Raw genomic sequence first — 24,970 nt, forward strand, 5'->3', positions numbered from 1 at the left:
ACCGGGACCGACGCCGCGTACAGGGGACGAAGCGCACCGATCAGCGGTGGACGTAGGGATATCAGCGATCGCCGAGCACATGCCACCAAACTCAAGGGCGAGCTCCGCCTGGCGGAGACCTCGGCTCGTTCGGCTCATGTCGCTGTGGACGAGAGCGTACGCGGCGACGGTTTCGTGCTGACCGTCGTCGGCTGGTCCGCCGAGTACAGCCTGGCTCTGGAACGCCTCGATGCCCACGGCGCCAAACTCCTCTCGGTCGTCCCAGCGGGCGAGGACCTGCCCGAGCGCGCACTCATCTGGCTGCCGTTCTCGGCCGTATCGAAGTTCATCAGCCTGTTCGACCAGTTCGCCACCGAGGTCACTCCGAGCGGCAGCCCGAAAAACGCGGCGCTGGTGGCCAACATCTCCGAGCTGCGCCTTTCCCTGCTCCACGAACTGCGGCAACCTGCTGGCCTCTTCCTGGGGTGAGCTCGACAGCCACCAGGGCGTGGAAGTCCTCACCACGGGCGGCGCGTACAGTCTGCTCACCACGGCGAACGCGACGAGCGCGGCCACCTCCCAGGCGGCCAGGTTAGGCGCCCTAGTGCTCAGCCGGTATCCGAGTCTCACGCCCGAGGCGGTCCGCGGCCTGCTCGTACACGCAGCCGAGTGGACTCCCGCCATGGCCGCCCACTTCCCGACGCCTCGGGAGGGCTCTCTGAAGAGCAAGCGGTACGCCCTGTTGAAGCGTTACGGCTGGGGCGCCCCCACCGAGGCACGTGTGCTGGCGAGCGCCGCCGGCGACGTGACGATGATCGTCGAGGACGAGTTCCGTCCCTTCGCGCGGTCGAAGTCCTCGATCTCGATGCGGGCCATGCGCCTGCACACCCTGCCGTGGCCGTCCGATCTGCTACAGGACCTCGAAAACGCCCCGGTGCGGATGCGGGTAACGCTGTCGTACTTCATCGAGCCCAACCCCTCCAACCGCGGTTGGCAGGGTCGTTACGCGTACGCCTCGCACGGCCTGCGCTTCGACGTCATCCGGCCGACCGAGAGCCTTGCTGACTTCCACAAGCGGCTCAGCAATGCGGCCGAGGGCGAGGAGCGCGGCGTCCGCACCACATCGGCCACGGACGACCGCTGGTTTCTGGGGCAGGCGCGCAACTCCGGTTCCCTGCATGCCGACATCTGGAGCGGCCACGCGGTCGACCTCGCCCGCTGCGGGGTGATCGCCGTCTATCCCGTCGGCGGCTGGTGGAAGCAGAACAATCGCCGTGATCGTGTGAGCGTTCCCGTGCGGTATGCCCTGCTGGTCTCCTTGTTCACCGAGGTTCAGGCGGATATTCACACCCCGATCGCCAGCAAGATCCAGGTGCCTGTCCAGATCGACACCTAGGTGCTCCCTTCCGTTCCGCCCCTCAACCGGCTAACGGTGGTCGGGCGAAAAGGAAAACCCCCGGACCCTGAGGGTCCGGGGGTCTCACTTGGTAGCGGGGACAGGATTTGAACCTGCGACCTCTGGGTTATGAGCCCAGCGAGCTACCGAGCTGCTCCACCCCGCGTCGGCTCTACGAACACTATCCCGGCATCGCGCGGGAGGCAAACCGGAGCCCCGCGCCCGTGGGGACGCGGGGCTCCGGGATAGTTCAGCCGCTCGGTGCCGGGCTGGGAGTCGCACCGGCCGGCGGACTCCCGCTCGCGCTCGGACTGGCGCTCGGGGCCGGGGTCTGGGAGGTCCCGGTCTTGAGCTTGGCCAGGTCGTCCAGCGCCTTCTTCAGCGACGCCTGGGCGTCGCCGTACGCCTTCCAGTCGGGCGGGTTCGCCGACAGCGCCTTCTGCGAGTCGTCGTACGCCTGCTGGGCCCGGTCGAGCGCCGACGTCAGCGCGGACGTGCTCTCCGGCGGGGTCACCTGACCGGGAGGCTGGTTCGCCGTCTGGTCGGGCGTCTGGTCCGGCGGCGTCGCCACCGTGCCGCCGAACACCTGCTCGAGCGCGTTGCTGAGCGTCGGCCCGAAGCCGACCTTCTCGCCGTACAGCACCAGCACCCGGCGGAGGGTCGGATACTTGCCCGAGGTCTCCGCACGCGGCTGGATGTAGACCGGTTCGACGTACAGGAGGCCGCCGCCGAAGGGCAGCGTGAGCAGGTTGCCGTACAGCACGTCGGTGCCGCCGCCGCGCAGCAGGTTGAGCTCGGTCGACACCGTGGTGTTCGACTCGAACAGGTTCTGCGCCTGTGGCGGACCCTGGATCGCGGTCGTGCTCGGCAACTGGAGGATCTCCAGCGGCGGGTTCGGTCCGGAGGCCGTCGCGTCGACCGCCATGAACGCCGCCATGTTCTGCCGCTGGTTGGGCACGAACGTGGTCGTCAGCGAGAAGCGCTCGGTCTCGCTGCCGGGCATCTTCATCGTCACGTAGTAGGGCGGCTGCTTGCTCTTGCCGGTCGCCGGGTCCTCGGGGACCTTCCAGAAGTCCTGGCCGCTGAAGAACGCGTTGGCGTCGGTGACGTGGTAGGAGGTGAGGATCTCCCGCTGCGCCTTGAACAGGTCGGCCGGGTAGCGCAGGTGCGCGCGCAGCCCCGGGGTGATCTGCGAGGCCGGCTTGACGACCCCGCCGAAGGCCTTCTCCCACGTCTTGAGCACCGGGTCGGACTCGTCCCAGGCGTACAGGGTGACCGTGCCGTCGTAGGCGTCCACGGTCGCCTTCACCGAGTTGCGGATGTAGTTGATCTCGTCCCTGGGCACCTGCGGCACGCCGAGGCGGCTCGACTGCACGTCGGTGGTGAGCGACTCCAGGCTCTTGCGCTCGGAGTAGGGGTAGGAGTCGGACGTCGTGTACGCGTCCACGATCCACACGATGCGCCCGTCCACCACGGCCGGGTACGGGTCGCGGTCGAGCGTGAGGAACGGCGCGACCTGCTGGATGCGCTGCACCGGCTCGCGGTTGTAGAGGATGCGGGACTCGTCGTTGATGTTCGAGTTGAGCAGCAGGTTGGTCTCGCCGTACTTCACCGCGTAGAGCAGGCGGCGGAAGAAGTTGCCGATCGAGACGCCGCCCTTGCCCTCGTAGGTGTTGTTCACCTGGCCGGTGTTGTTCTGGTCGGCGCCCGCCTGTCCCTGCTGCGGGTAGTCCAGCTCGATCGGCCTTGCCGACTTGGGCCCGCCGACGATCGAGTAGTCGGGCGAGTTCTCACCGAAGTAGATACGGGGCTCGTAGTCGCCGAGGTCGCCCACCGGCGGGATGTCGCGCTCGCTGAACACCGGCAGGCCGCTGCTGTCCACCTTGTTGCCGGGCGCGGCGACGAAGCCGAAGCCGTGCGTGTAGACGAGGTGGTCGTTGATCCAGTTGCGCTGCCCCTCCGGCGGGCGGCCGATCTCGCGGACCGCCACCACCGTGTCGCGCGGCTTGCCGTCGACGGGATACCTGTCGATGTCGAGCTGCTCGGGGAACTGGTAGTAGCCGCGGATCTGCTGCTTCTGCTGGAACGTCGGCGACAGCAGGCTCGGGTCGAGCAGGCGCATGCCGGGGATGGCCGACGCCTCGGTCTGCAGCACGGAGGCGTCGGTGTCGGTCTTGGCGCTGTACTCCGTGACCTTCGCCGTATCGACTCCGTAGGCTTTTCGTGTCGCGTCGATGTTGCGCTGGATGTACGCCTGCTCCTTGCTCTGCTGGTTCGGCCTGACCTGGAACTGCTCGACCAGCGAGGGATAGACCGTGCCGATCAGGACGGCCGACAGCACGAGCAGCCCGAACGCCACGCCGGGGAACATCCCGCCCGGCCTGATGACGCCGGCGAAGAAGATCAGCGCGCAGATGAGCGAGATGACCGCGAGGATCCCCTTGGCCGGGAGCACCGCGTGCACGTCGGTGTACGACGCGCCGAAGGTCTTGCCGCGGTCGGAGAAGACCAGGCTGTACCTGTCGAGCCAGTAGGCCGCGGCCTTGAGCAGGACGAACACGCCGAGCAGCACCGACAGGTGAGCCCTGGCGGCCCGGGTGGCGTGCACCCCGCCGGGCGAGGAGATCCGGAACCCGCCGTACAGGTAGTGCACGATCGTCGCCGCGATGATCGACAGGATCACGGCCGTGAACAGGAAGTTCAGCAGCATCCGCAGGAACGGCATCGTGAACACGAAGAACGACAGGTCGAGGCCGAACTGCGCGTCCTTCTCGTTGAAGGGCGTGCGGTTCACGAACTGCAGCCAGGTCTTCCACAGCCCCGCCGTGGACGAGCCCGTGAACAGGGCGAGGACGCCCATGCCGACCAGGAAGACCAGCCGCCGGTGCGGGTCGAGCGCGACCCGGTAGCGGTCGGCGCCCTGCGGCGCCCCGAACATCCCCGGCCCGAACATCGGGCGGGTGCGGTGCGCGAGCACCATGTTGCCGCCCACGATGGCGATCATCAGGGCGGCGCCCACGATGAACAGCACCACCTGGGTGACCAGCATCGTGGAGAACACCGAGGAGAAACTCACCGAGTCATACCAGAGGTAGTCGGTGTAGATCCCCGAGAAGACCAGCAGTAACACGACGATCGCCACGACGGCGAGCAGCACGGGTATCAGAAGGCGCGGCCGTCGGGGCAAGCGCACCGCCCGTCCGGCTCCGGGGCTCCGGAAGCTCAACGCTCAACCCCTTGTCTCAGATTGGCAGGGCCATGATTGTCAGAGGGCAACGGTCCGTGCTTGGAAACCTACACCGCGATTGGCGTGGTCGTGGTAACAGATCTGATCGTTATCACGACGCCGCGTGCGGACAGGACGAGCAGGTCACCGCCCCGCGCCCGGGTCGTACGGTCAGCCTGCCGGGCAGGCGGGGACCTCGCCCTTGTGATCGCGCAGGGCGTCGATCGCCTTGATCGCGCCGTCCAGCGTCTCGACCCGCACCAGGCGCAGCCCCGCGGGCACGGCCTTGACGGCGTCGGCGCAGTTGCCCGCGGGCGTGAGGAAGACGGTCGCCCCGGCCCGGCGCGCGCCGACCATCTTCTGCTCGATCCCGCCGATCGGGCCGACCTGGCCTGCCGGGTCGATCGTCCCGGTGCCCGCGATCGACATGCCTCCGGTGAGCGCCCCCGGCGTCAGCTTGTCGTAGATGCCCAGCGAGAACATCAGGCCCGCGCTCGGCCCGCCGACCTCGCCGACGCTGATGTCGACCTTGAACGGGAACCGGTAGCCCGAACGCATCTGCACGCCGACCTTGGCCTTGCCGTCCGTGCCCGCCACGGTGCCGACCTGCACCTGCGTCGAGGCTCCGGCGCGCTTGACCGTGAACGTCACCTGCTCGCCGGGCTTGCGGCTCTGCACGGACGAGGCGACGGACGAGAGCTCGCCCACCGTCTTGCCGTCCACCGCCGTGATCTCGTCGCCCGGCTTGAGCTTGCCGTCGGCCGGCGTGCCCTTGTCGGTCCCGGCGACCGTGATCACCTTCTCGATGGGGATCTTGAGGGCGTTCAGCGCGGCGGCGGTGGCCGACTGCTGCGAGTCGGTCATCTCCTGTGTGTTCTGCTCCTGGACCTGCTCGGCCGAGGTGGACTTCGGGAACAGCGTCTCCTCCGGCACCACGGCGACCGTCGGGTCGAGCCAGCCGCGCAGCGCGGTGAGCAGGTCGAGACGGTTGTCGGGCCCGCCCTGGTAGGCGACGGTGACCAGGCTCAGCCTGCCCTGCGTCGGATAGGTCTCATGGCCCGAGATCGTGATGACCGGTTTCCCCTTGACGTCCCCGATCGTGTTCTCGGTGGGGCCGGGGCTCAGCACGACGTACGGCACCGGCAGCATGGCGCCGATCACGGCCAGTGCGAGCGCGAGGAATCCCGCGACCAGCAGGGTCAGAGCGCGTCGGGACATGAACGAACTCTATGCGTTCCGGGCTCCGGGCATTCCGGGTGCATCAGTCGCAGGCGCCGACCCACTCGGCGTCCCCGTCGGCGAACACCTGGTGCTTCCAGATGGGCACCTCGTGCTTGAGGTCGTCGATCAGCCTGCGGCAGGCCTCGAACGCCTCGCCCCGGTGGGGACAGGCGGCCGCCACGACGACGGCGATCTCCCCCAGGCGCAGGTCGCCCACCCGGTGGACGGCCGCCAGGGCGGTCACCGGGAAGTCCGCCGCGACCTTCTCCGCGACCCTGCGCAGATGCTCCTCCGCGGACGGGTGCGCCGAGTAGGACAGGAGCGTCACCGGCCTGCCGCCGTCCTGCTCGCGCACGGTGCCGACGAAGACCGCGGTGCCCCCGGCGGCGTTGTCCTCCACCGCGCCCAGCACCTCGTCCACGGACAACGGGGTGTCGCGAATGCCCAGCAATCGGATGACGTCCACGTCACCGAGGGTAGTGCCTGCGGCCCGTCAGGTGCGGCGCTTGCGGCGTGCGGCCCGGACGATCGCGGCCGTGCCGATGACCGCGACGGTCGCACCCGCCGCGGTGATCGTGGCCTCCTTGCCCGACAGGCGGCGGCCGACGACCGCGTGCCTGCCCTCGCACAGTTCGAGCAGCTCCCGCAGCGCGGCCTCGTTGGTCCAGGCCGGCTTCCAGCCCGCCTCCCGCAGCGCCACGCCGTCGACCACCCAGGGATAGACCACGTAGTGCAGGTCGGTCGCGGCCGTCGGCGTGATGCCGAGCCGGTGCAGCCGCTGCGCGGTGCCGAACGTCAGCCCCGCCGGCAGCTCGAACCGCTTCAGGCCGGAGATCTCCTCCACCTGCTCCATCTCCAGCCACCCCTCGGAGCCGACCGCCACGACCCCGCCGACCCGGCCCAGGGCGGCGGCCTCCAGCGCGGACACCAGGTCGTCGACGTGGCAGAACTGCCAGCGCGGCAGGCAGCCCTTCACCACGAGCAGCCGCGGCGCCTCGAAGTGGCGGGTGATGACCGTGTCGACGCCCGGCCCGACCAGGGCGGCGGGCCGCAGCACGGTCACCTCCAGGCCGGGATGCGCCCGCAGCGACCGCCGCACCAGGGCCTCGATCTCCAGGTGGTCGCCCACCAGGCCGGTGTCGGGCTCGGCCGCGACCGGGGCGTCCTCGGGCAGGGGCACCGGGTTGTCGGCGGCGGCGCCGTACACCATCGCGCTCGTCACCAGCACGACCCGCCGCACCCGGGCCGCGGCGCAGGCCGTGAGCACGGTCTGGGCGGCCCGCAGGTTGTAGCGGCGGCGCTCGGCGGGGTCGGTGTCGAGCGACTCGTCCGTGCCGAGATGCACCAGGACGTCCACATCGGAGATCCGGTTCGCCAAGAGCGGATCGCGAATGTCGAGGACCCGCCAGGTGACGTCCGGGGTGTCGCCGCGCTGCTCGTCGATGGCCACCACGCGGCGGAAATCCGCAGACGAGGCCACTTTCGCGAGGAACGCCCGGCCGAGACCGGAGGCGGCGCCGGTGACGGCGACGACGGGGGGACGCAGGCGTTTCGAGGTAGGCACGAGGTCCTCACTTTGCACTGATCCGCCCCACGGCGGATAACGTGGCGGATGTGGACTCCTCCATCCTGCACGAGGTGGCGCGGTGACTGACCTGCCAGGTCGCGAAAACGACCCCAACGACAACCCGTTCGCCATGTTCGGCAGCCCGGAGCAGATCGCCGCGGCCATGCGGCAGTTCGCCGACATGCTGTCGGCCTCACCGGAGGCCGGTCCCGTCAACTGGGACATGGCGAAGAACATCGCACGGCACGCCGTGGTCGCCGAGGGCGATCCGAGCGTCATGGAGGGCGAGCGACGGCAGATCGTCGAGGCCCTCAACCTGGCCGACCTGTGGCTCAACGAGGTGACCACGCTGCCGAGCGGCGTGACCACCCCGCAGGCCTGGAGCCGGTCGGAGTGGATCGAGAAGACGATCCCGGTCTGGAAGCAGCTGTGCGATCCCGTCGCCGCCCAGATGGTCGAGACGATGGGCGGCACGCTCGGCGGGGCGGGCCTGCCGCCCGAGGCGCAGGCCGTGGCCGGGCCGCTCATGGGCATGCTCCGGCAGATGGGCAGCATGATGGTCGGCCAGCAGATCGGCCAGGCCCTCGGCTCGCTCGCCCGCGAGGTGGTCGGCTCCTCCGACATCGGCCTGCCGCTGTCGGACACCGCCGCCCTGCTGCCCGGAGGCGTGGCCGCCTTCAGCAGCGGCCTTGAGACGCCCTCCGACGAGATCCGCCTCTACCTGGCGCTGCGCGAGGCGGCGCACCACCGGCTCTTCCAGCACGTGCCGTGGCTGCGGGCGCACCTGCTCGGCGCGGTCGAGGAGTACGCCCAGGGCATCACGGTGGACGTGTCCGCCCTCCAGGAGAAGCTCGAAGGGCTCGACCTCAGCGACCCCGAGCGGATCCAGGAGGTCCTGGGCGGCGGCGAGCTGCTCAAGCCCGAGGAGACCGAGCGGCAGAAGGCCGCGCTCACCCGGCTGGAGACCGCGCTCGCGCTGGTCGAGGGCTGGGTGGCCACGGTGGTCGACACCGCCGCCGAGGGCAAGCTCCCGTCCGCCGCGGCGCTGGCCGAGACCGTACGGCGCCGCCGCGCCACGGGCGGCCCGGCCGAGCGCACCTTCGCCACCCTGGTGGGCCTGGAGCTGCGCCCGCGACGGCTGCGTGAGGCGGCCGCCCTGTGGAGGGCACTGGAGGCCGCGCGCGGGATCGAGGGCAGGGACGCCGTCTGGGGTCACCCCGACCTCATGCCCACCGCGGACGACCTGGACAACCCCGAGTCGTTCGTGAAGGGCGAGGCCGAGTGGGACCTGTCCGCGCTGGAGGAGCCCAAGGAGCCTGGGGAGCACAAGGAGCCCGGCTCGGGTGACGAGACAGGCGAGGAGTCCGGCAAGTAAGGGTCACCGGCTGTCGGTAGGCTGCGCCGGTGAGCCTGCATCGTGACGCGCAAGCCGTACTGGCCGGATGGGTCGCGCCCACCCCCGAGGAGGAGCGGCTCCGCGAGGAGTTCCTGACGCACCTGCGCGCCCACGAGGACGCGATGTGGCGCGAGTGCGCTCCCGGCCACCTCACGGCGACGACCGCCGTCCTGTCACACGACGGCGAACGCGTGCTGCTGACCCTGCACCCCAAGGCCGGGATGTGGCTGCCGATGGGCGGGCACTGCGAGACGTCCGACACCACGCTCGCACAGGTCGCCCTGCGCGAGGCCACCGAGGAGTCGGGCATCTCCGGGCTGACCCTGCTGGGCGGGCCGCTCGCGCTCGACCGGCACAAGGTGTGGTGCCACCCGCCGCACAGCTGGCATCTCGACGTCGAGTACGGCGCGGTCGCGCCTCCCGGCGCCGAGGCGGTGATCAGCGACGAGTCCCTCGACCTGCGCTGGTTCCCCGTGGAGGAGATCCCGGAGCTGAGCGACGAGGCGACGCGGCGGCTGGCCCGCCGCGCCCGGTCGCTGTGCCGTACCGCCTGAAACCCCGTACCGCCTGAAACCCCGTACCGCCTGAACCCTCGCCGTACGGCCCGGCCCCGTACGGCCCGGCACAGCCGGGAATCCGACGAGACGAATCCCGCATGCACCGGGACCCCTGACTCTGCCGCCCGGGATCCGGGGCGACCGACTGTGAGAGCGACAACGACACGGTCACGCTCTGAGTCCCCGCGGTGGCGTGATGATCTCCGATGAAGCCGCCTTCACCGAGGCGCAGCACACTCGCGATCAGGCCGGCCTCGGCCTGATCGCGGGTCGTGTCACCGCGTCGCTCAGCGGTGCGGCGACGCCCAGGAACAGTGTGGCTACACTCAGGAACACTGTCGGGCGACCCGTCTTCGGCGCACAATCGACGGTGATGGCGTCGAAGCCCGGAATCGTCGTGTCGGCCACGGTGACGCTGGCCGTGCTCTTCGCCGCCCTGGGCATGGCATTGATCGCCACCGGCCACCTGAGCCGGCTGTCCATCCTGATTTCGGCGACCGCGGTGGTCTATCTGGCGGTCGCTTTCGTCGGCGCGGCGATACTGCGAACGCAGCCGCGCAGCCGGACCGGCTGGATCTTCCTCATCTCCGGCACGGCGGCGCCGATCGGCTCCGGGCTCAATGCCGCCGCCGACGCCGCGGCGCACATAGGCAGGATCGACATCGCGTCGTGGATCTACCTGGCGCAGACTCCGTTCAGCCTTCTCGGCGTGCCCCTGACGGCGACCTTCGGCATCCTGCTCTTCCCCGACCGCCTGCACGTCGCCGACCGAGCGGCGGCCGTGGCGCGGGCGCGCGACGCCGGATTGGGTTCGTCGCCGCCGCACCCCGGGTCTCCGGCTCTTCCGGCCTGAACGCGCGGCGCGTTCGGTCCCGGGGACGGCTCGGCTACGGTCGGGCTCATGACCAAGCTGGACGTGGGCGGCGAGATCGTCTCTCCCCCGCGCCGGAGGCTCCGGGTCTCCCCCCGGACGGCGTGGATCGTGGTGGCGCCGTTCGCGGTCTGGGCGGCGGCCCGGCTCGCCGGGGCCGACGGCGCCGTCCCCCTTGGCGGAGTGGGCGTGGCGCTGATGACGGGCACGCCCTACGTCGCGGCCACATCGCTCCTGGCGGTGGCGATCGCGCGGGCCGCCCGCCGTACGGCCGTGATCGTGGTGGCGGTGGCGGCATCGGTCCTGCTGGCGGCCGTGGTCCTGCCCCGCGCGGCCGGCTCGGCCCCCACCGTCACGGGACCGCCGCTGCGGATCCTCACGGTCAACCTCTTTTTCGGCGCGGGCGATGCCGCGACCGTGGTGGATCTCGTACGCCGGCTCCGGCCGGACGTGCTCACCACCCAGGAGCTCACTCACGAGGCCGTCGAGGCGCTGGACGCGGCGGGCGTGGCGCGCCTGCTGCCCTACCGGCACCTGGAGGACGGGCCCGGGCCCTCGGGCAGCGGGATCTACGCGCGTCATCCCCTCAGCGCGGCGCCCGACTTCGTGCGCGAGGGCGGCCACCACATGCCGAGGGCCCGGCTCGCCCTGCCGTCCGGCCCGCCCGTGGAGATCGTCGACGTGCACACGCTCGCGCCCTTGAACGCTCCCTACACGGCTCAGTGGGAGGCCGATCTCGCGGCGCTCCCGGCCGCGTCCCCCGGCGTCGTACGGGTCCTGGCGGGCGACTTCAACGCGAGCCTCGATCACGCCGCGCTGCGCGCGGTGCTCGGGCGGGGCTACGCGGACGCGGCCGACGCGACCGGCGACGGCCTGACCGCCACCTGGCCCGCGAACCGGTGGTTCCCGCCGTTGATCACGATCGACCACGTGCTGTACGACCAGCGGGCGTCGGCCGTGCGCACCGGCGTCCACAGGGTCGCGGGCAGCGACCACCTGGCGTTCTACGCCGAGCTTCGCCTGCCCGGACGGATATGAGTCTCAGGTCAGCAGAGCGCGGGTGTTGTCCCAGCCTTCGAGCCCGGGGTCGAGGCGGGCCACGTCCTGCGGCTTCCTGAGCCGGTGCCAGCCGGGACCGGTGGCGACCATGCGGGGACCGGGCGCCCGGCGGCGCATCGCCGCGACGGCGTCGGGTTCGTCGAGGTCGGGCGCGGCCCACTCGGCGACCGGCAGGCGCGCCGCCACGGCGACGGCGCCGCCGCCCTCGGCCGGGCAGACCGCGAGGTGGGCCCGCCCGAGCTCCCGGAAGAGCTTTCCGATCAGCAGCGGCGGCAGGTCGGGGGCGTCGGCGCTGACGACGACGCCCTCCTCCGCGGTCTCGTCGCCGGCGGACAGCGCGGCGAAGGCGTCGGCGGGCGAGGCGATCCGCAGGACGGGCGTGCCCGGCCAGGCGATGTTCTCAAGCCCCGGCACGCCGGCCGACAGGATCACCGGCCGCACGAGTTCGAGCCCGGCGACCATCTCGTAGGTGTCCTCGGCCATCGCCGTCAGGAACTCGGCCGGGTCCACGCCGGGTGGAGCCGCGTCCGCCATGCCCGGAGTGACCAGCACCGCGACGACCCGGGTCAACACTCCTCCGGCGCGCCGTTGGCGGCCATGGAGAATCCTTCGAGGAAACCCCTGGCACGTTCCGCCCGCGGATAGCGCTCCACGAGGGCCCAGAAGCGCGGGCCGTGGCTGGGCACGAGCAGGTGGACCAGCTCGTGCATGATGACGTAGTCGACCACCCAGGCAGGCATGCCCCGCAGCCGGGCCGACAACCTGATCGTGCCGTGGTCGGGGGTGCACGACCCCCACCTGTGCAGCTGGTTCTCCACCCAGCGGACACTCGCCGGCACGGCCTTGCCGTCCAGATAGCGCGCCGAAAGCTCCGTCGCCCGCTCGAGCAGGTCGTCGTCGCTCGGGCGTCTTCGCTGCTCCTTGGCCGCAAGGCGGTCGAGCATGCGGCGTACCCACTGCTCCTCGTCGGTCGTGCTCAGACCAGCCGGAAGCAGCACGATGGTCTTGTCGCCATCGCGGTACGCGGAAACGGTTCGCCGCCGTCGTGCGCTCCGACGAACCTCGACTGTCTCGGGGGGCACATATGAAAGGTAGCCGACACGCGCCGAATTCCACAGGGGGTGGTACACGTTCTCCCTGGTCAATCGGGCGAACGTGACCTTGCGGGCGTGAAAACTACGGGGTTGCGGATATTCACCGACCACGATCACCCCGGTAATTATCCACAGCCACGCTGGTACCGGCGCCCGCGCCCACCCTGCATATGGCAAGGTCTGACGACTATGAGACCTCGACTCAAGCCGGTTTTGCGCCGGGTCGAACGGGACGGCCGCACGCTGCAGTTCGGCGTCCATCCGCTCCGGGCCGTCGTGCTGACCGGCGTCGAGCCGCCCGTGCGCCGCCTGATCGACGGCCTCGACGGCGCCCGCACCCTGCGGCAGGCGGTGGCGAGCAGCGGTCTCGACGAGGCGTCCGCCCTGGAGGTGGTCGCCCGGCTCGCCGCGCACGGCCTGATCGAGGACGCCGCGGCCCGGCCGGAGCCCCTCGCCGACCTGCCGCTCGCCGAGCGCGACCGCCTCCGCCCCGATCTGGACAGGCTGGCGCTGACCTCCACCGACGGCGGCATGAGCGCGATGTCGGCGCGCAGGGCGGCGCGGATCCGCGTGTACGGCGCGGGCCGGGTCGGCGCGCGGGTCGTCACGCTGCTCGCCGCGGCGGGAGTGGGCCACATCTGCGTGGTCGATCCGGGCACCGCGACCTGGGGCGACGTGGTTCCCGGCGGGCTCGGCCGCGCGGAGACGGGGACGACCCGCGAGGAGGCCGCCGTGCTCGCGGCCCGGCGGATCTCCCCCGCCGTCAACGCCTGGCCCGGACGGGCCGCCTCCCGGCTGTCCGACGGCGGGGTGCGCCCCGACCTGGTGATCCTCGCACCCGCCGACCCGCTCGACGCCACGCTGGTCCACGAGATCGTCGCCGAGGGGGTGCCTCACCTGCTGGTCTGCGCCTTCGAGGGACACGGCTCGGTGGGGCCCTTCGTCGTCCCCGGACTCACCGCCTGCCTGCGCTGCCTCGATCTCGGCCGCCGCGACCGGGATCCGTCCTGGCCGCTCGTGGGCGCCCGGCTCGGGGGCTATCCGGCGGGCGAGATCGCCTGCGACGTGGTGCTGTCGTGCCTGGTCGCCGCGCAGGCGGCCGGTCAGGCTCTGGCCTATCTCGACGAGGGACGCGTGCCCGGCGGCCTGCTGGAGGTGTCGCCCGGGTGGCGCTGGCGGCACCGCGCCTGCGAGCCGCACCCCGACTGCGGCTGCGTCCCGGGCGACGCGACCGGCGCGGCGGCCGTGCCCCGCGCTCCCGCCGCGTGAACGGCCACAGGCCACGCCTCTCACCGGCGGATACTCCCGTCACGGCAGTCGCGGTGTGACCAATCTCATAGACGGCGTATTCCTCCGGGAGGCTCGCGCCGGCCGGAGCCCCGGTGCCCGCTCGATCGGAAATCGTGGTCGAAAGCACTCTTCATCGCCGACAATGGTCGTGTGAGTGACCTTCCCCACCGCGCCGTGACACGCTCGGCAAAGCTCGCGACACTCCCTCTCGGGTTCGCCGGCCGCACCGCGCTCGGACTGGGCAGGCGGCTCGGTGGCGCCTCCGCGGAGATCGTCGCCCAGGAGATCCAGAAGCGTACGGCCGACCAGGTCTTCAAGGTGCTCGGCGAGCTCAAGGGCGGGGCGATGAAGCTCGGCCAGGCACTTTCGATCTTCGAGGCGGCGCTGCCGCCCGAGATCGCCGGGCCGTACCGGGCGACGCTCACCCGGCTGCAGGACGCGGCGCCGCCGCTTCCTGCCGCCACCGTCCACCGGGTGCTGACCGAGCAGCTCGGCGACGACTGGCGGGAGAACTTCCTGGAGTTCGACGACCGGCCGAGCGCCGCGGCGTCGATCGGGCAGGTGCACCGCGCCGTGTGGCACGACGGCCGCCCGGTGGCCGTGAAGATCCAGTATCCGGGGGCGGGCAAGGCCCTGATCTCCGACTTCAACCAGCTCGCGCGGCTCGGCAAGCTCTTCGGCGCGCTGCTGCCCGGTCTCGACATCAAGCCCGTGCTGGCCGAGCTGAAGGAGCGGGTGGCCGAGGAGCTCGACTACCTGAAGGAGGCCGAGGCCCAGCAGGCGTTCGCCGAGGAGTTCCGCGACGACCCCGACTTCCACGTGCCCGCCGTGATCGCGGCCAACGAGCAGATCCTCGTCTCCGAATGGATGACGGGCACCCCGCTCTCCCGGATCATCGCCGACGGCACTCAGGAGGAGCGCAACCACGCCGGCCTGCTGTTCGTCCGCTTCCTGTTCTGCTCCCCGGCCCGGGTCGGGATGCTGCACGCCGACCCGCACCCCGGCAACTTCTGGCTGCTGGAGGACGGGCGGCTCGGCGTGCTGGACTTCGGGGCGGTCAACCGCATGCCCGACGGCTACCCCGTCGCCTTCGGCAGGCTCACCCGCATCTTCAACCAGGGCGACATGGAGACGGTCGTGCGCGGGCTGCGCGCGGAGGGGTTCATCCGCCCGCACATCGAGGTCGACGTCGACGCCCTGCGGGCCTTCCTCGCGCCGTACGTCGAGCCGACCCGGGTCGAGGAGTTCGCCTTCAGCAGGGAGTGGCTGCGGGAGCAGGCGGCGACCGTGGCCAACCTGCGGCCGAACAACGTGGTCCGCCAGCTCAACCTGCCCCCGTCGTACGTGCTGATCCACCGCGTGCACGCGGCCGGCGTCGGCGTGCTGTGCCAGCTCGGCGCCACCGCCCGCTTCCGCGACGAGGTGGTGCGCTGGGTGCCCGGCTTCGCCGACGAGACGGGCGAGTCCGAGGACAGCGCGCTCGCCCTGACCTGAGCGGGCGGCGTCATCGGCCGCCGCGGCTCTCGCTCGTCTGCAGGTTCTGGTTGATGACGCAGCGCTTGATCCCTCTCCTGCAGTTGCCGTTGAGGGTGTTGGTGAACACGCTGACGCTCGACACCTGCTGGACGCCCGCGAACGTGACGGCGCTGTTGGCCGCGGGGGCGTTCACGTTGCGGCGGCCACCGGATATCTGCTTGGGCGGGCTGTTGATGGCGGGCGCGTTCGCGGTGTTGGTGCCCGTGGTGGCCTGAGTCGCTCCGTCGCCGTGGCCGTTGCCGTGACCGTGGCGCGCCACCCGCGCCGTCGCCGCGACCGGCGCGGCCTCGGCCTCCGGCATGACCGAACCCCACAGTCCGGCGACGAGCGCGGTGACGGCGAGCCGTCGCGCAACCGCCACGAGATCAAGCGCGCCTGACGTACGGTCGCCCATCCGAGTCCCACCCACCGCTCATGCACCACTTCGCCCGCCGCCCGTGACCATCCGGCCTGGGGCGGCGATCCGCCTCATACCCCGTGGTCCTCGCCCGCTCCCACGGCAGACGATCTTCTGTGCGTTCGGTGATCGCATCTTTACGAGCGACGAAGGCCCGGGCCGTTCGCCGGGCCCGGGCCTTCGTCATCGATTCACTTGTTCGGTCGCGTCAGGCTCGCGTCACATGCGCGCCAGCGCGGAGCTCAGCCGCCGGGACGCGCGCTCGGCCTGCCGGCGTGCCCTCTGCACGCTCCTGATCCGGCCGGCCAGCCGCTCCTCCGCAGCTTCGCGGTGGAGGGTTCGTATTCGCTCGTGCGCCAGTTCTTGGTGCAGATACAGGGAGGTGATCGGGGAGATGCTCATCTGGATCGGTTCCTTCCGGAAATTGCTGTGGTTGCTGGTCAGGCGGCGACAGGGGACTTACGCGGGCGCCCACGGGGACGCTTGCGGGGCACGACGACCCCCCGCAGGATGAGCTCCCCGCCCCAGACGCCCCACGGCTCCTCGCGCTCCAGCGCGCGGGCCAGGCAGGCCTTCTGGATCGGGCAGCCGCCGCAGAGCGCCTTGGCGAACTCCACGTCCTCGGGAGACTCGGCGAACCACAGGTCGGGGTCGGTACGACAGGGGATTTCGGCTTCGATCAGGTCCATGACCGGGGCCGCCATCTGCGTCACCTCTTTGAATGGTTTGGTCTGGTTTGTCCTCGTTGGGGGTGTGGATTCGTGGCCGACAAAACAAGAAGGCCGCGGATCCTGGGTGGGATCCGCGGCCCGGAGATGGAGACCTAGTCAGGGTATGACTGGTCCTCTCCAGGCATCGTGCGGACCCTGCGCACCTCCGCGAGCGGCGGTGCGGATCTGCTCATCGCCCATCGGCCGGTTCACATAGACCGGTCGCTGGACGGGGTTGCGGTGGTGGCTGGCCAGGCCGGCGAACGCGCCGAAGGCGGCCGAGCCCGCGGCTCCGGTCACCGGAGCCAGGGCAGCGGCGGCCTCGCCACGCCGCAGTTTCGGCATGACAATGGCGGCCGGGCATGCGGAGGCGAGCCACAGCGTGCGGGACGTCGTGATGTTCCTCACTGGACTCACCTCCATTTCAGTGCGATCTCACCGGACCGAAGCGTCCGGCTGACTTGTCCAAGACCCTAAACCGCCGCGGCAGGGTGGGCAACCTATTTTCTACCTGCGATTTTCACGACTTCGTGACATCGGAGTGCAACGCCGGCGACACCCGGATGAGGCACTCCTGGACCACGGACACGGCCAGTTCCCCGGCCGCGGTGAACATCTGCCCGCGGGCGAGCCCGCGCGCCGCTCCCGACCACGGCGACTCCTGGGCGTACAGCAGCCATTCGTCGGCCCGGAAGGGCCGGTGGAACCACATCGCGTGGTCCAGCGACGCGCCGGACACCGCCGAGGACCCCCAGGCCAGGCCGTGGGCCAGCAGCACGGTGTCGACGAGCGTGAAGTCGCTGGCGTACGCCGCGAGCACGACGTGCAGCAGCGGGTCGTCGGGCAGGTCGGCGTCATACCGGAACCAGACGTTGTTCTCCGGGGTGACCAGGGTGGGGTCGTGGGCGGCCTCCCACGTCAGCGCGTTCACATAGCGCGCGTCCACCGGGCGCGGCTTGGCCAGCAGCTCGCGCCAGCCCGGCTCGTCGCCCACGACCTTCAGCATCCGCTCCTGGAAGGTCGGCAGCGTCTCGGGGTCCGGCACCTGCGGCATGCGCACGGCCTGGTGGCTCACGCCCGGCTCCTCGATGTGGAACGACGCCGACATCGAGAAGATCGCCTTGCCGTGCTGGATCGCCGTGATGCGCCGGGTGGTGAACGACCGCCCGTCGCGGACCCGCTCGACGTTGTAGACGATCGGGACGGCCGGGTCCCCCGGCCGGATGAAGTAGGCGTGCAGCGAGTGGACCATCCGGTCGGACGGCACCGTACGGCCGGCCGCGACGAGCGCCTGCGCCGCCACCTGGCCGCCGAAGACCCGCTGGATGCGCTCCTCCGGGCTGCGTCCCCGGAAGATGTCGAGCTCGATCGGTTCGAGGTCGAGCAGGTCCAGCAGCTCCTTCAGGGCCGAGTTCACGGCAGCCTCCAGCACACGCGGGTATTACTCGTCGGTAACAGTACCGGCGCCGCGGCAGAGCTCCAGGACCGCGTCGCCGTACCGCTCAAGTTTGACGCGTCCGATTCCGGCGATCGCGAGCAGGTCCTGCTCGGAGGCGGGCGCCCGCTCGGCGATGGCCTGGAGGGTGACGTCCGTGAAGACGACGTACGCGGGGACCTTCTGCTCCTTCGCCTCGGCCGAGCGCCACGCCTTCAGCCGTTCGAGCAGGGCCTCGTCGTAGTCCGCGGGGCAGGTCGCGCAGCGGCCCAGCTTCTGCTCGGCCGCCGCCGAGAGCGTCTTGCCGCAGATCCGGCAGTGCAGCGGCGCCGCCGAGCGCTTCGCCCGGCCGCCGGAGCCTCCCGGCCGCTCGGCCCTGGCCACGCTCGCCGTACGCGGGGACAGCCCGTCGAGGAAGCGCGACGGCCTGCGGGAGCGGCGGCCTCCCGGCGAGCGGGCGAGCGCCCACGACATGTGCAGGTGCTCGCGGGCCCGGGTGATCCCGACGTACAGCAGCCGCCGCTCCTCCTCGATCTGGTCCGGCGTCTCCGCGTAGACGATCGGGACCATGCCGTCGGTGAGGCCGACGAGGAAGACCGCGTCCCACTCCAGGCCCTTGGCGGCGTGCAGGGAGGCGAGCGTCACGCCCTCGACCGGCGGCGCGTGCTGCTCCATGGCCCTGCGCTCCAGCTCGCCGACGAACCTGGGCAGGTCGGTGCCCTCGGCCGCCATGTCCTCGGCGAGGTCGGCGAGCGCCTTGAGCGACTCCCACTTCTCCCTGGCCTTGCCGCCGCCGGGCGGCTCGGCGGTCAGCCCGATGCCCGACAGGATCGCGTGCACGGCGGGCGCGAGCGGCTCGTCGGCCGACGACCGGGCCGCGCCGCGCAGCAGCACCACGGCCTGGCGCACCTCGGGGCGCTCGAAGAACCGCTCCGCCCCGCGCAGCAGGTAGGGCACCCCTGCGTCGGTGAACGCCTGCTCGTACGCCTCCGACTGGGCGTTGACCCGGAACAGCACCGCGATCTCGCGGGTGGGCACGCCGTCGGCCATCAGCTTCTTGACCGTGAGCGCGACGCCGAGCGCCTCGGCCTGCTCGTCGTCATATTCGGTGAAGACCGGCTCGGGACCGTCGGGCCGCTGGGCGACCAGTTCCAGCCGGTGGGGCGAGCGCGCCATGACGCGGTTGGCCAGCGTCACCACCTGCGGGCTCGAGCGGTAGTCGCGCACCAGCCTGATCACGGCCGCCGAGGGGTGCTCGACGGCGAAGTTGGTCAGATAGTGGGGCGTCGCGCCGGTGAACGAGTAGATCGTCTGGTTGGGGTCGCCCACCACGCACACGTCGTCGCGCCCACCGAGCCAGGTGTCGAGCAGCAGCTTCTGCAGCGGGTTGACGTCCTGGAACTCGTCGACCACGAAATAGCGGTACTGCTGGCGGATCTGCGCGGCGACCTCGCGGTGCTCGGTCATCACGGCCGCCGTGAGCTCCAGGATCGTCTCGAAGTCGATCAGGTTGCGCTGGCGGCGCAGGCTCTCGTACCCCTCGTACAGCCGGGCCACCTCCTCGGGCGCGATCGGCGGCGTGCGCCGGGCCTTGGCCGCGGCGGCGGGGTAGTCCTCCGGGCCGACCTGGGTGACCTTCGCCCACTCGATCTCGCTCGCCACGTCGCGCAGCTCGCCGCGGTCGGGGTTCCTGCGCAGGCGCCTGGCCGCCTCCACGAGCAGCGGCAGCTTCGACTCGACCACCTGCGGCGGGTCGCCGCCGATCACGCGCGGCCAGAAGTAGCTGAGCTGGCGCAGGGCCGCCGCGTGGAACGTGCGGGCCTGCACGCCGGCCGCACCGAGGCCGCGCAGCCGCTGCTTGAGCTCGGCCGCCGCGCGGGTCGTGAAGGTCACGGCGAGCACGCCCTGCGGCTCGACGACCCCGGTGTGCACGGCGTACGCGATGCGGTGCGTGATGGCGCGGGTCTTGCCGGTCCCCGCGCCGGCGAGCACGCACACCGGTCCGCGCACCGCCTGGGCGACCTCGCGCTGCTCGGGATCCAGACCGTCGAGGACGTCCAAGGAGGAGCTCCCAACATGCGTTGCGGACGTTGTTACTGGCATCATCCTTCCAGCAGCCGGCCGAGCATGTCCCGGGGACCGGTCGGCGCACGCCGCTACATCGGGGAGGAACACACCGTGGCCACCGCGGTCCGAACTGCTTTAGGCGTGGGCGCCGCAGCCCTCGCCACCCTCGCCCTGGCCTCGCCGGACGCCCAGGCGGCCACCCCGGCGGGCTCCCCCGCCCATCGCCCCTCCGCTTCCCCCAACCCCTCCGCGACGCATTCCGCCGGGTCCACCACCCGGCCCACCGCCGGGCCTTCCGCCTCGCCCTCCGCGAGCCCGTCGCCCTCGCCGTCCCCGTCGGCCTCGCCCTCGTCGGCGCCCACGCCGCCGGACGTGCGGATCCGCACCTACGCGTACGGCTCGCACGCGCGCCAGACCATGGACGTGTGGTGGCACACCGCCGGGCCGCGGCGCCCGGCGGTTTTCGTCATCCACGGCGGCTGGTGGTCCGGTGGCGACAAGAAGTACATGAAATCGATCAGCCGCAGCTACTCCCAGCTCGGCTACACGGTCGTGAACCTCGACTATCGGCTGTCGGGCGACGCGGCCTGGCCGGCGCAGCGCACCGACGTGCTGACCGCCGTCAACGCCGTGCGCAGGCACGCGGCGATGTTCAACACCGACCCCGGCCGCTATGTCCTGGTCGGGTTCTCCGCGGGCGGCCATCTGGCCGCCGCCGTCGGCGCGTACGGCGACGGCCGGCCGGGCCTGCGCGGCGTCGTCGGGATCTCCCCGCCCGTCTCGCCGCTGTCGGCGTTCGCGGACGGCAGCGCGTTCGGCACCAAGGAGCAGCAGAAGCTGCGCAAGGCGGCGATCAAGCTGGCCGGCGGCTGCACGCCCGCCAAGTGCCCGAGCGTGTGGTCGAGCATGGAGGTGCCGTTCCACGCCTCGCCCGGCGACCCGCCGATGCTCGCCTTCCACTCCGCCGAGGAGTTCGTCCCGCCCTACCAGAGCGAGATGCTCAAGGAGGCGCTGGCCAGTGTGGGTGTGCGGATGACCGTCAAGACCATGGCCGGCACCCAGCACAGCTCCCCGCTCTACCGGGAGCCGGGGGTCGCCGAGACCGTCCAGAACTGGATCGTCGCCCGGCTGGGGCACTAGCCCCGTTATCCGCGCATGGGGGTGGTTGAGGTCTGGCGCGGCTGGTTGATCACCGCCGGTCGGCACGACCTCGCCCTCCCCACGTACCGCGCGGAGGACCCGCCCTGAGTGGCGGGTCCTCGCGAGCGGCCGCAGAGCCCCCTGGATGCTCGTCCTGTCAGATGTGGATGAGCTTGTCGGGGTTGAGGACGCCGTAGATGGCGTGGATGCGTCCGTCGCGGACGTCGAAGGCGACGAGCTGCCGCTGCCCGCCGATCACGGTCCAGACGGCCGGTTCGCCGTTGGCCTGGGTCAGGCGGGCCTCCTCGATCGGGTACCGGGACATCAGGCCGGCCACGAACGCCACGACGTTGTCCCGTCCGAGGACCGGGCGCAGGGCGGCACGGACCTTGCCCCCGCCGTCGTTGTAGGCGACCGCGTCCTTGGCCAGCAGCTCGGCCAGGGCGGCCAGGTCGCCGTCCTGCGCCGCGGCCAGGAACCGCGTGAGCAGTTCGGCGTGCTCGGACCGCGCGGGGGCGGCGAACCGCCCGGAATCCCGGCTCAGATACCGCACCGCCCGGTGGTGCCACTGCCGGCAGGTCGGCACGGAGGCGTCGAGAATCTCGGCGATCCGGTCATAGGGCACGTCGAATGCCTCGCGCAGCACGAAGACCGCCCGTTCCGGCGGTGACAGCCGCTCCATCATGTGGAGCGTCGCGTACGAGAGGGTGTCGCGCAGCTCGGCGGTCTCCAGCGGGCCGAACGCCCGGCCGTCGACCGGCTCGGGCAGCCACGGCCCGATGTATGCCTCGCGCGCCACTCGCGCCGAGCGCAACTGGTCGAGCGCCAGACGGGTCACCACCGTCACCAGGAACGAGCGCGGCTCACGGACCTGCGACCGATCGGTGTTCGTCCAGCGCAGGTAGGTCTCCTGCACCACGTCCTCGGCGTCCCACATGCTGCCCAGCAACCGGTACCCCAGGCCGAGGAGGAGCTGCCGGTGCTCCTCAAAGGTCTCGTCCACTGTGCGCTCCCTGCCCGCCGGCGGCGGCCCGCCGATCGACGTTCACTTCGCCGTGTCCCTTCCGGCGGCGAACCGGCCGGCGACCCAGTCGAGGATGTCCGGCATGGCGCCGTCGTCGATGCCGACGGTCTGTCCGGGGTAGGTATCGTGCTCCAGGCCGGGGTAGGTGCGGTAGTCCACCGCGCACCCGGTTCGGCGAAGCGCCCGGGCGACCTCGTCCGTCATCCACGCGGGGATGACGGTGTCAGCCTGGCCCTGCAGCAGGGCAGCGGGTTCGGCGGGTCGTAGAAGGCGGTGCGGGGCAGGGCGTCGGCGCGCTGCTGCGCCCAGGCGGCCTCGCACCAGTCGTCGCAGATCACATCGGCCCGTACGGGGGCCGTGGCCGGGGTCAACGACGCACCGGCGGTCACGACGACGAGCATCGCTTTCAGCAGAGCCTTCATCAGATCTGTCCTCAGAATCGATGGCTACGCGAGAACCGGTTCGCGGCTCATGCGGCCTGAGCCGGCGCGTCGCGCAGCTCGGCCGCGAATCCCTCGGACACCGAGGAGTAACGGGGACGCCAGTCCAGGTGCAGCCGGGCCCAGGTGTTGGCGGCGCCGCGCAGCAGGTTCATGAACGCCACCCCCCAGCTCCCGACCGCCAGCCGGGCCAGCGCGGCAGGCGCCCTCTTCGGCGCCGGGGCGCGAAGGAGGGCGGCCAGCTCCGGCAGCCATCGGCGCAGCGGCTCCGGCCGGTCGTCGACGATGTTCAGCACGCCGTTGACGTCGGGCTTGTCCAGCGCGGCCGCGACGGCGGTCGCGACGTCGTCGGCGTGCGTGAAGGAGAAGACCGCGTTCCCGCCACCGACCAGCGGCACCTTCCCCGCCCGTGCCTGCCGGACGAAGGATCCGCCGGGGGCGTAGATCGAGCCGGGCCCGTACAGGTGGCCCAGCCGCAGCACCAGCCCGCCCGCCTGCGTGGTCAGGCGCTCCAGCTCGGCCAGCGCGTCCAGCACGGGCACGAACTGTCCGGGCGTGCCGGTCCGCCACAGCGGGGCGTCCTCGTCGGCCATGCCCTCGCCCGGCTGATAGGCGTAGGCCAGGCCCTGACTGATGATCCGCGCTCCGCGGGCGGCCTCGATGAGGTTCCGGGTGCCCTCGGTGCGCAGCCGGTTGGTCACCGCGAAATCGCGCGCCAGATGCCGGGGATCGATCTCGGCCGGAATCGCGGTGAGCATGTTCACCACCGCGTCGGGCGCCGCCTTCCCGACCGCGCGGCGCACCCCGTCCCGGTCCAGCGCGTCGGCGACCACCACCCGGGCACCCGCCGCCTCCAGCTTGGCCGTGCCGCTCCCCGGCCGGGCCAGCCCCAGCACTTCGTGCCCCACCGCGGTCAACAGCGGAACCATCCGCTCACCGATCACCCCAGTGGCCCCCGCGACGAGAACTCGCATGATCACTCCTTGGTCCGCCCCGGCGTTCTGGCCGGGATCCGCCGTTCACGGCAACCAGACGAGCCGGCCCGCCCCCGCGTGACAATCACGGCAGTGATCCACGTCACAATCCGGCACCGATGGACGATCCCGGCCGTCCGCGGACGCTTCCAGTGCGGCTCGCTCACCTATGCCGCCTGCGCCCCGACCGCCGGGCGCCTCTGCCATCCGGCCCTCAGAGGCCGCGCGGAGCCGAGATCAAAAGGGGGTGGACGCGGCGGGAACATGCGGCGCACTCGCGATGTTGCCATGACTGCTCTCGGCAACAGTGATGCGCACGGAAGGGACGACAGATGGCGCTGACGGTTTACACCACGAGCTGGTGCGGCCCCTGCAAGCGGCTGAAGAGCCAGCTCACCCGGGAGGGCATCGTCTTCAGCGAGGTGGACATCGAGCAGCACCCGGACGCCGCGGACTTCGTCGCGAGCGTGAACAACGGCAACCAGGTCGTCCCCACCGTGGTCGCGGACTGCCACACCATGACCAACCCCTCGGTCGCCGAGGTGAAGCGGCACCTCGAAGGCGCCTGCTGACTCACCACTCGGTGTCGGGGATCGGCTCCCCATACCAGGTCTCGATCAGCCGCCGGGCGATCGAGACCTGGCCGGGCAGCACCAGGTCGCCCGAGCGCACCTGTGCCTCCAGCTCCTCCCGGGACAGCCAGCGCGCCTCGGCGATCTCCTCCAGATCGGGACGCAGCTCGGTGGTGACGGCGCGGGCGAAGAAGCCCAGCATCAGGCTGCGCGGGAACGGCCAGGGCTGGCTGCCGAGATAACGCGGCGCGGTGACGGCGACGCCCACCTCCTCCAGGACCTCGCGGACCACCGCGTGCTCCAGCGACTCCCCCGGCTCCACGAACCCGGCGAGCACCGACATCCGGCCCTGCGGCCACTGCGGGCCGCGCGCGAGCAGGATGCGGTCCTCGTCGTCGTGCACCAGCATGATCACCGCGGGGTCGACGCGCGGGAAGTGCTGGCTGCCGTCCCGCGAGCACACCCGCATGTGGCCCGACGCGGTGACGTCCGTACGGCTGCCGCACCGCGGGCAGTATTCGTGGCTCGCGTGCCACGCCTCCAGCGCCACCGCGTAGACGAGCAGCCCGGCGTCGCGGTCGTCCAGCAGCACCGCGGCCTCTCGCAGGCCCGCCGCGTCGCCCTCCGGCAGCGGCGCGTTGACGGCGAAGTAGGGCACGCCGTCCTCGTCCACGCCCAGCAGATAGCGGGTGCCCTCCGGCGCCTCGGCCGGCGAGGTGAGCACCAGGGCCGCGCCGTCGGTGAAGCGGCGGAGCAGGGTGCGGCCGTCGTGGACGAGGAGAACCCGCGTCTTCTCGGCCTCCCACGCCCGCCGCAGCCATTCCTCGTCGCCCCGCAGGGCCGCCGATCGGTCGATGGCGCTGCGCGCCAGGAGCAGGGGTCCGAGCAGTCCGTCCGCGATTTCCACGCCGTCATCCTTCCACTGCCGCCGCTCCGGCAATCTCCCCGCCCTTTCCCGTTCGCCGGTCAAATGATCGTGCTCCCGGCTAGGATGCGGTCACTTAGGTTAGCCTTACCTA

The 24,970-nt window shown here is 71.4% G+C and carries 27 protein-coding genes and 1 tRNA gene; 10 read left to right on the forward strand and 18 right to left on the reverse strand.

The window, feature by feature from the left end; genetic code table 11:
• Positions 1-144: 144 nt before the first annotated feature.
• Together OHB01_RS03985 and OHB01_RS03990 are read left to right on the forward strand one after the other, a co-directional pair.
• Positions 145-468 (forward strand): hypothetical protein, encoded by a 324-nt coding sequence (locus OHB01_RS03985; protein WP_221889992.1) that lies wholly within the window; start codon positions 145-147, stop codon positions 466-468.
• The gene (locus OHB01_RS03990; RefSeq protein WP_328855826.1) at positions 449-1,375 is read left to right on the forward strand and encodes a S8 family serine peptidase; all 927 of its coding nucleotides are present in this window, start codon (positions 449-451) and stop codon (positions 1,373-1,375) included. The genes OHB01_RS03985 and OHB01_RS03990 overlap by 20 nt, the downstream gene beginning before the upstream one ends.
• An 89-nt stretch (positions 1,376-1,464) precedes the next feature.
• Here OHB01_RS03990 and OHB01_RS03995 read toward each other — a convergent pair.
• The 5 genes from OHB01_RS03995 to OHB01_RS04015 form a co-directional block, all read right to left on the reverse strand.
• Positions 1,465-1,541 (reverse strand) — tRNA-Met (locus tag OHB01_RS03995).
• 84 nt (positions 1,542-1,625) lie between these two features.
• Entirely contained in the window at positions 1,626-4,568 is a 2,943-nt protein-coding gene (locus OHB01_RS04000; protein ID WP_315985194.1) for a UPF0182 family protein, read from the reverse strand.
• Between the two features lie 204 nt (positions 4,569-4,772).
• Positions 4,773-5,819, reverse strand: a complete 1,047-nt coding sequence (locus OHB01_RS04005; protein WP_142650681.1) for a PDZ domain-containing protein — start codon at positions 5,817-5,819, stop codon at positions 4,773-4,775.
• A gap of 43 nt (positions 5,820-5,862) precedes the next feature.
• Entirely contained in the window at positions 5,863-6,288 is a 426-nt protein-coding gene (locus tag OHB01_RS04010; protein ID WP_142650682.1) for a molybdenum cofactor biosynthesis protein MoaE, read from the reverse strand.
• 27 nt (positions 6,289-6,315) lie between these two features.
• Entirely contained in the window at positions 6,316-7,386 is a 1,071-nt protein-coding gene (locus OHB01_RS04015; RefSeq protein ID WP_260617452.1) for an NAD-dependent epimerase/dehydratase family protein, read from the reverse strand.
• Positions 7,387-7,468: 82 nt separating this feature from the next.
• Between OHB01_RS04015 and OHB01_RS04020 the strand changes: the two genes are divergently transcribed.
• The 4 genes from OHB01_RS04020 (at position 7,469) to OHB01_RS04035 (ending at position 11,251) form a co-directional block, all read left to right on the forward strand.
• Positions 7,469-8,764 (forward strand): zinc-dependent metalloprotease, encoded by a 1,296-nt coding sequence (locus OHB01_RS04020; RefSeq protein ID WP_260617453.1) that lies wholly within the window; start codon positions 7,469-7,471, stop codon positions 8,762-8,764.
• A 29-nt stretch (positions 8,765-8,793) separates the two neighbouring features.
• Positions 8,794-9,339 carry an NUDIX hydrolase gene (locus OHB01_RS04025; RefSeq protein ID WP_147943469.1) on the forward strand — a complete coding sequence of 182 codons (546 nt, stop codon included), beginning with the start codon at positions 8,794-8,796 and terminating at the stop codon, positions 9,337-9,339.
• Between the two features lie 199 nt (positions 9,340-9,538).
• Positions 9,539-10,195 (forward strand): hypothetical protein, encoded by a 657-nt coding sequence (locus OHB01_RS04030; RefSeq protein WP_328854943.1) that lies wholly within the window; start codon positions 9,539-9,541, stop codon positions 10,193-10,195.
• A 48-nt stretch (positions 10,196-10,243) separates the two neighbouring features.
• Positions 10,244-11,251, forward strand: a complete 1,008-nt coding sequence (locus OHB01_RS04035) for an endonuclease/exonuclease/phosphatase family protein (RefSeq protein ID WP_142650686.1) — start codon at positions 10,244-10,246, stop codon at positions 11,249-11,251.
• A gap of 3 nt (positions 11,252-11,254) precedes the next feature.
• Here OHB01_RS04035 and OHB01_RS04040 read toward each other — a convergent pair whose 3' ends face one another.
• Together OHB01_RS04040 and OHB01_RS04045 are read right to left on the reverse strand one after the other, a co-directional pair.
• On the reverse strand, positions 11,255-11,842 hold the full coding sequence (locus OHB01_RS04040; RefSeq protein ID WP_142650687.1) for a hypothetical protein: 588 nt from the start codon (positions 11,840-11,842) through the stop codon (positions 11,255-11,257).
• Positions 11,839-12,354, reverse strand: a complete 516-nt coding sequence (locus OHB01_RS04045) for a M48 family metallopeptidase (RefSeq protein WP_142650688.1) — start codon at positions 12,352-12,354, stop codon at positions 11,839-11,841. The genes OHB01_RS04040 and OHB01_RS04045 overlap by 4 nt, the downstream gene beginning before the upstream one ends.
• A gap of 201 nt (positions 12,355-12,555) precedes the next feature.
• On the opposite strand from OHB01_RS04045, the gene OHB01_RS04050 reads away from it, so the two are divergent.
• Positions 12,556-13,635 carry a ThiF family adenylyltransferase gene (locus OHB01_RS04050; protein ID WP_142650689.1) on the forward strand — a complete coding sequence of 360 codons (1,080 nt, stop codon included), beginning with the start codon at positions 12,556-12,558 and terminating at the stop codon, positions 13,633-13,635.
• 171 nt (positions 13,636-13,806) lie between these two features.
• Positions 13,807-15,150: an AarF/ABC1/UbiB kinase family protein gene (locus tag OHB01_RS04055; protein ID WP_328854944.1), complete on the forward strand. Its 1,344-nt coding sequence runs from the start codon at positions 13,807-13,809 to the stop codon at positions 15,148-15,150.
• Positions 15,151-15,160: 10 nt separating this feature from the next.
• Here the strand turns inward: OHB01_RS04055 and OHB01_RS04060 are convergent, their stop codons facing one another.
• From OHB01_RS04060 to OHB01_RS04085, 6 genes are all read right to left on the reverse strand, one after another.
• The gene (locus OHB01_RS04060) at positions 15,161-15,553 is read right to left on the reverse strand and encodes a hypothetical protein (protein WP_328854945.1); all 393 of its coding nucleotides are present in this window, start codon (positions 15,551-15,553) and stop codon (positions 15,161-15,163) included.
• Positions 15,554-15,808: 255 nt separating this feature from the next.
• Entirely contained in the window at positions 15,809-15,991 is a 183-nt protein-coding gene (locus tag OHB01_RS04065; protein WP_142650692.1) for a hypothetical protein, read from the reverse strand.
• 38 nt (positions 15,992-16,029) lie between these two features.
• Entirely contained in the window at positions 16,030-16,293 is a 264-nt protein-coding gene (locus tag OHB01_RS04070; protein ID WP_079315495.1) for a WhiB family transcriptional regulator, read from the reverse strand.
• A gap of 123 nt (positions 16,294-16,416) precedes the next feature.
• Entirely contained in the window at positions 16,417-16,707 is a 291-nt protein-coding gene (locus tag OHB01_RS04075) for a hypothetical protein (protein ID WP_142650693.1), read from the reverse strand.
• A gap of 112 nt (positions 16,708-16,819) precedes the next feature.
• A complete protein-coding gene (locus tag OHB01_RS04080) occupies positions 16,820-17,716 on the reverse strand; it encodes an acyl-CoA thioesterase (protein WP_142650694.1) in 897 nt (298 codons plus the stop codon).
• A gap of 24 nt (positions 17,717-17,740) precedes the next feature.
• Positions 17,741-19,795, reverse strand: coding sequence for an ATP-dependent DNA helicase UvrD2 (locus tag OHB01_RS04085; RefSeq protein WP_328854946.1), 2,055 nt, complete (start codon positions 19,793-19,795; stop codon positions 17,741-17,743).
• A 147-nt stretch (positions 19,796-19,942) separates the two neighbouring features.
• Between OHB01_RS04085 and OHB01_RS04090 the strand changes: the two genes are divergently transcribed.
• The gene (locus OHB01_RS04090; RefSeq protein WP_261985797.1) at positions 19,943-20,941 is read left to right on the forward strand and encodes an alpha/beta hydrolase; all 999 of its coding nucleotides are present in this window, start codon (positions 19,943-19,945) and stop codon (positions 20,939-20,941) included.
• Between the two features lie 157 nt (positions 20,942-21,098).
• Here OHB01_RS04090 and OHB01_RS04095 read toward each other — a convergent pair whose 3' ends face one another.
• The 4 genes from OHB01_RS04095 to OHB01_RS04110 are packed head-to-tail and all read right to left on the reverse strand — an operon-like array spanning position 21,099 to position 23,379.
• Positions 21,099-21,944: an RNA polymerase sigma-70 factor gene (locus OHB01_RS04095; RefSeq protein WP_142650696.1), complete on the reverse strand. Its 846-nt coding sequence runs from the start codon at positions 21,942-21,944 to the stop codon at positions 21,099-21,101.
• Between the two features lie 42 nt (positions 21,945-21,986).
• Positions 21,987-22,169 (reverse strand): hypothetical protein, encoded by a 183-nt coding sequence (locus OHB01_RS04100; protein WP_142650697.1) that lies wholly within the window; start codon positions 22,167-22,169, stop codon positions 21,987-21,989.
• Positions 22,166-22,387 (reverse strand): hypothetical protein, encoded by a 222-nt coding sequence (locus tag OHB01_RS04105; protein WP_142650698.1) that lies wholly within the window; start codon positions 22,385-22,387, stop codon positions 22,166-22,168. The genes OHB01_RS04100 and OHB01_RS04105 overlap by 4 nt, the downstream gene beginning before the upstream one ends.
• A gap of 47 nt (positions 22,388-22,434) precedes the next feature.
• Positions 22,435-23,379 carry an NAD(P)-dependent oxidoreductase gene (locus OHB01_RS04110; RefSeq protein ID WP_328854947.1) on the reverse strand — a complete coding sequence of 315 codons (945 nt, stop codon included), beginning with the start codon at positions 23,377-23,379 and terminating at the stop codon, positions 22,435-22,437.
• A 332-nt stretch (positions 23,380-23,711) separates the two neighbouring features.
• Here OHB01_RS04110 and OHB01_RS04115 point away from each other — a divergent pair, with 332 nt between their 5' ends.
• Positions 23,712-23,951, forward strand: coding sequence for a mycoredoxin (locus OHB01_RS04115; protein ID WP_142620262.1), 240 nt, complete (start codon positions 23,712-23,714; stop codon positions 23,949-23,951).
• A gap of 1 nt (position 23,952) precedes the next feature.
• Here the strand turns inward: OHB01_RS04115 and nudC are convergent, their stop codons facing one another.
• The gene (nudC, locus tag OHB01_RS04120) at positions 23,953-24,852 is read right to left on the reverse strand and encodes an NAD(+) diphosphatase (protein WP_419197583.1); all 900 of its coding nucleotides are present in this window, start codon (positions 24,850-24,852) and stop codon (positions 23,953-23,955) included.
• Positions 24,853-24,970 lie beyond the last annotated feature (118 nt).

Source organism: Microbispora hainanensis (assembly GCF_036186745.1).
GTDB lineage: Bacteria > Actinomycetota > Actinomycetes > Streptosporangiales > Streptosporangiaceae > Microbispora.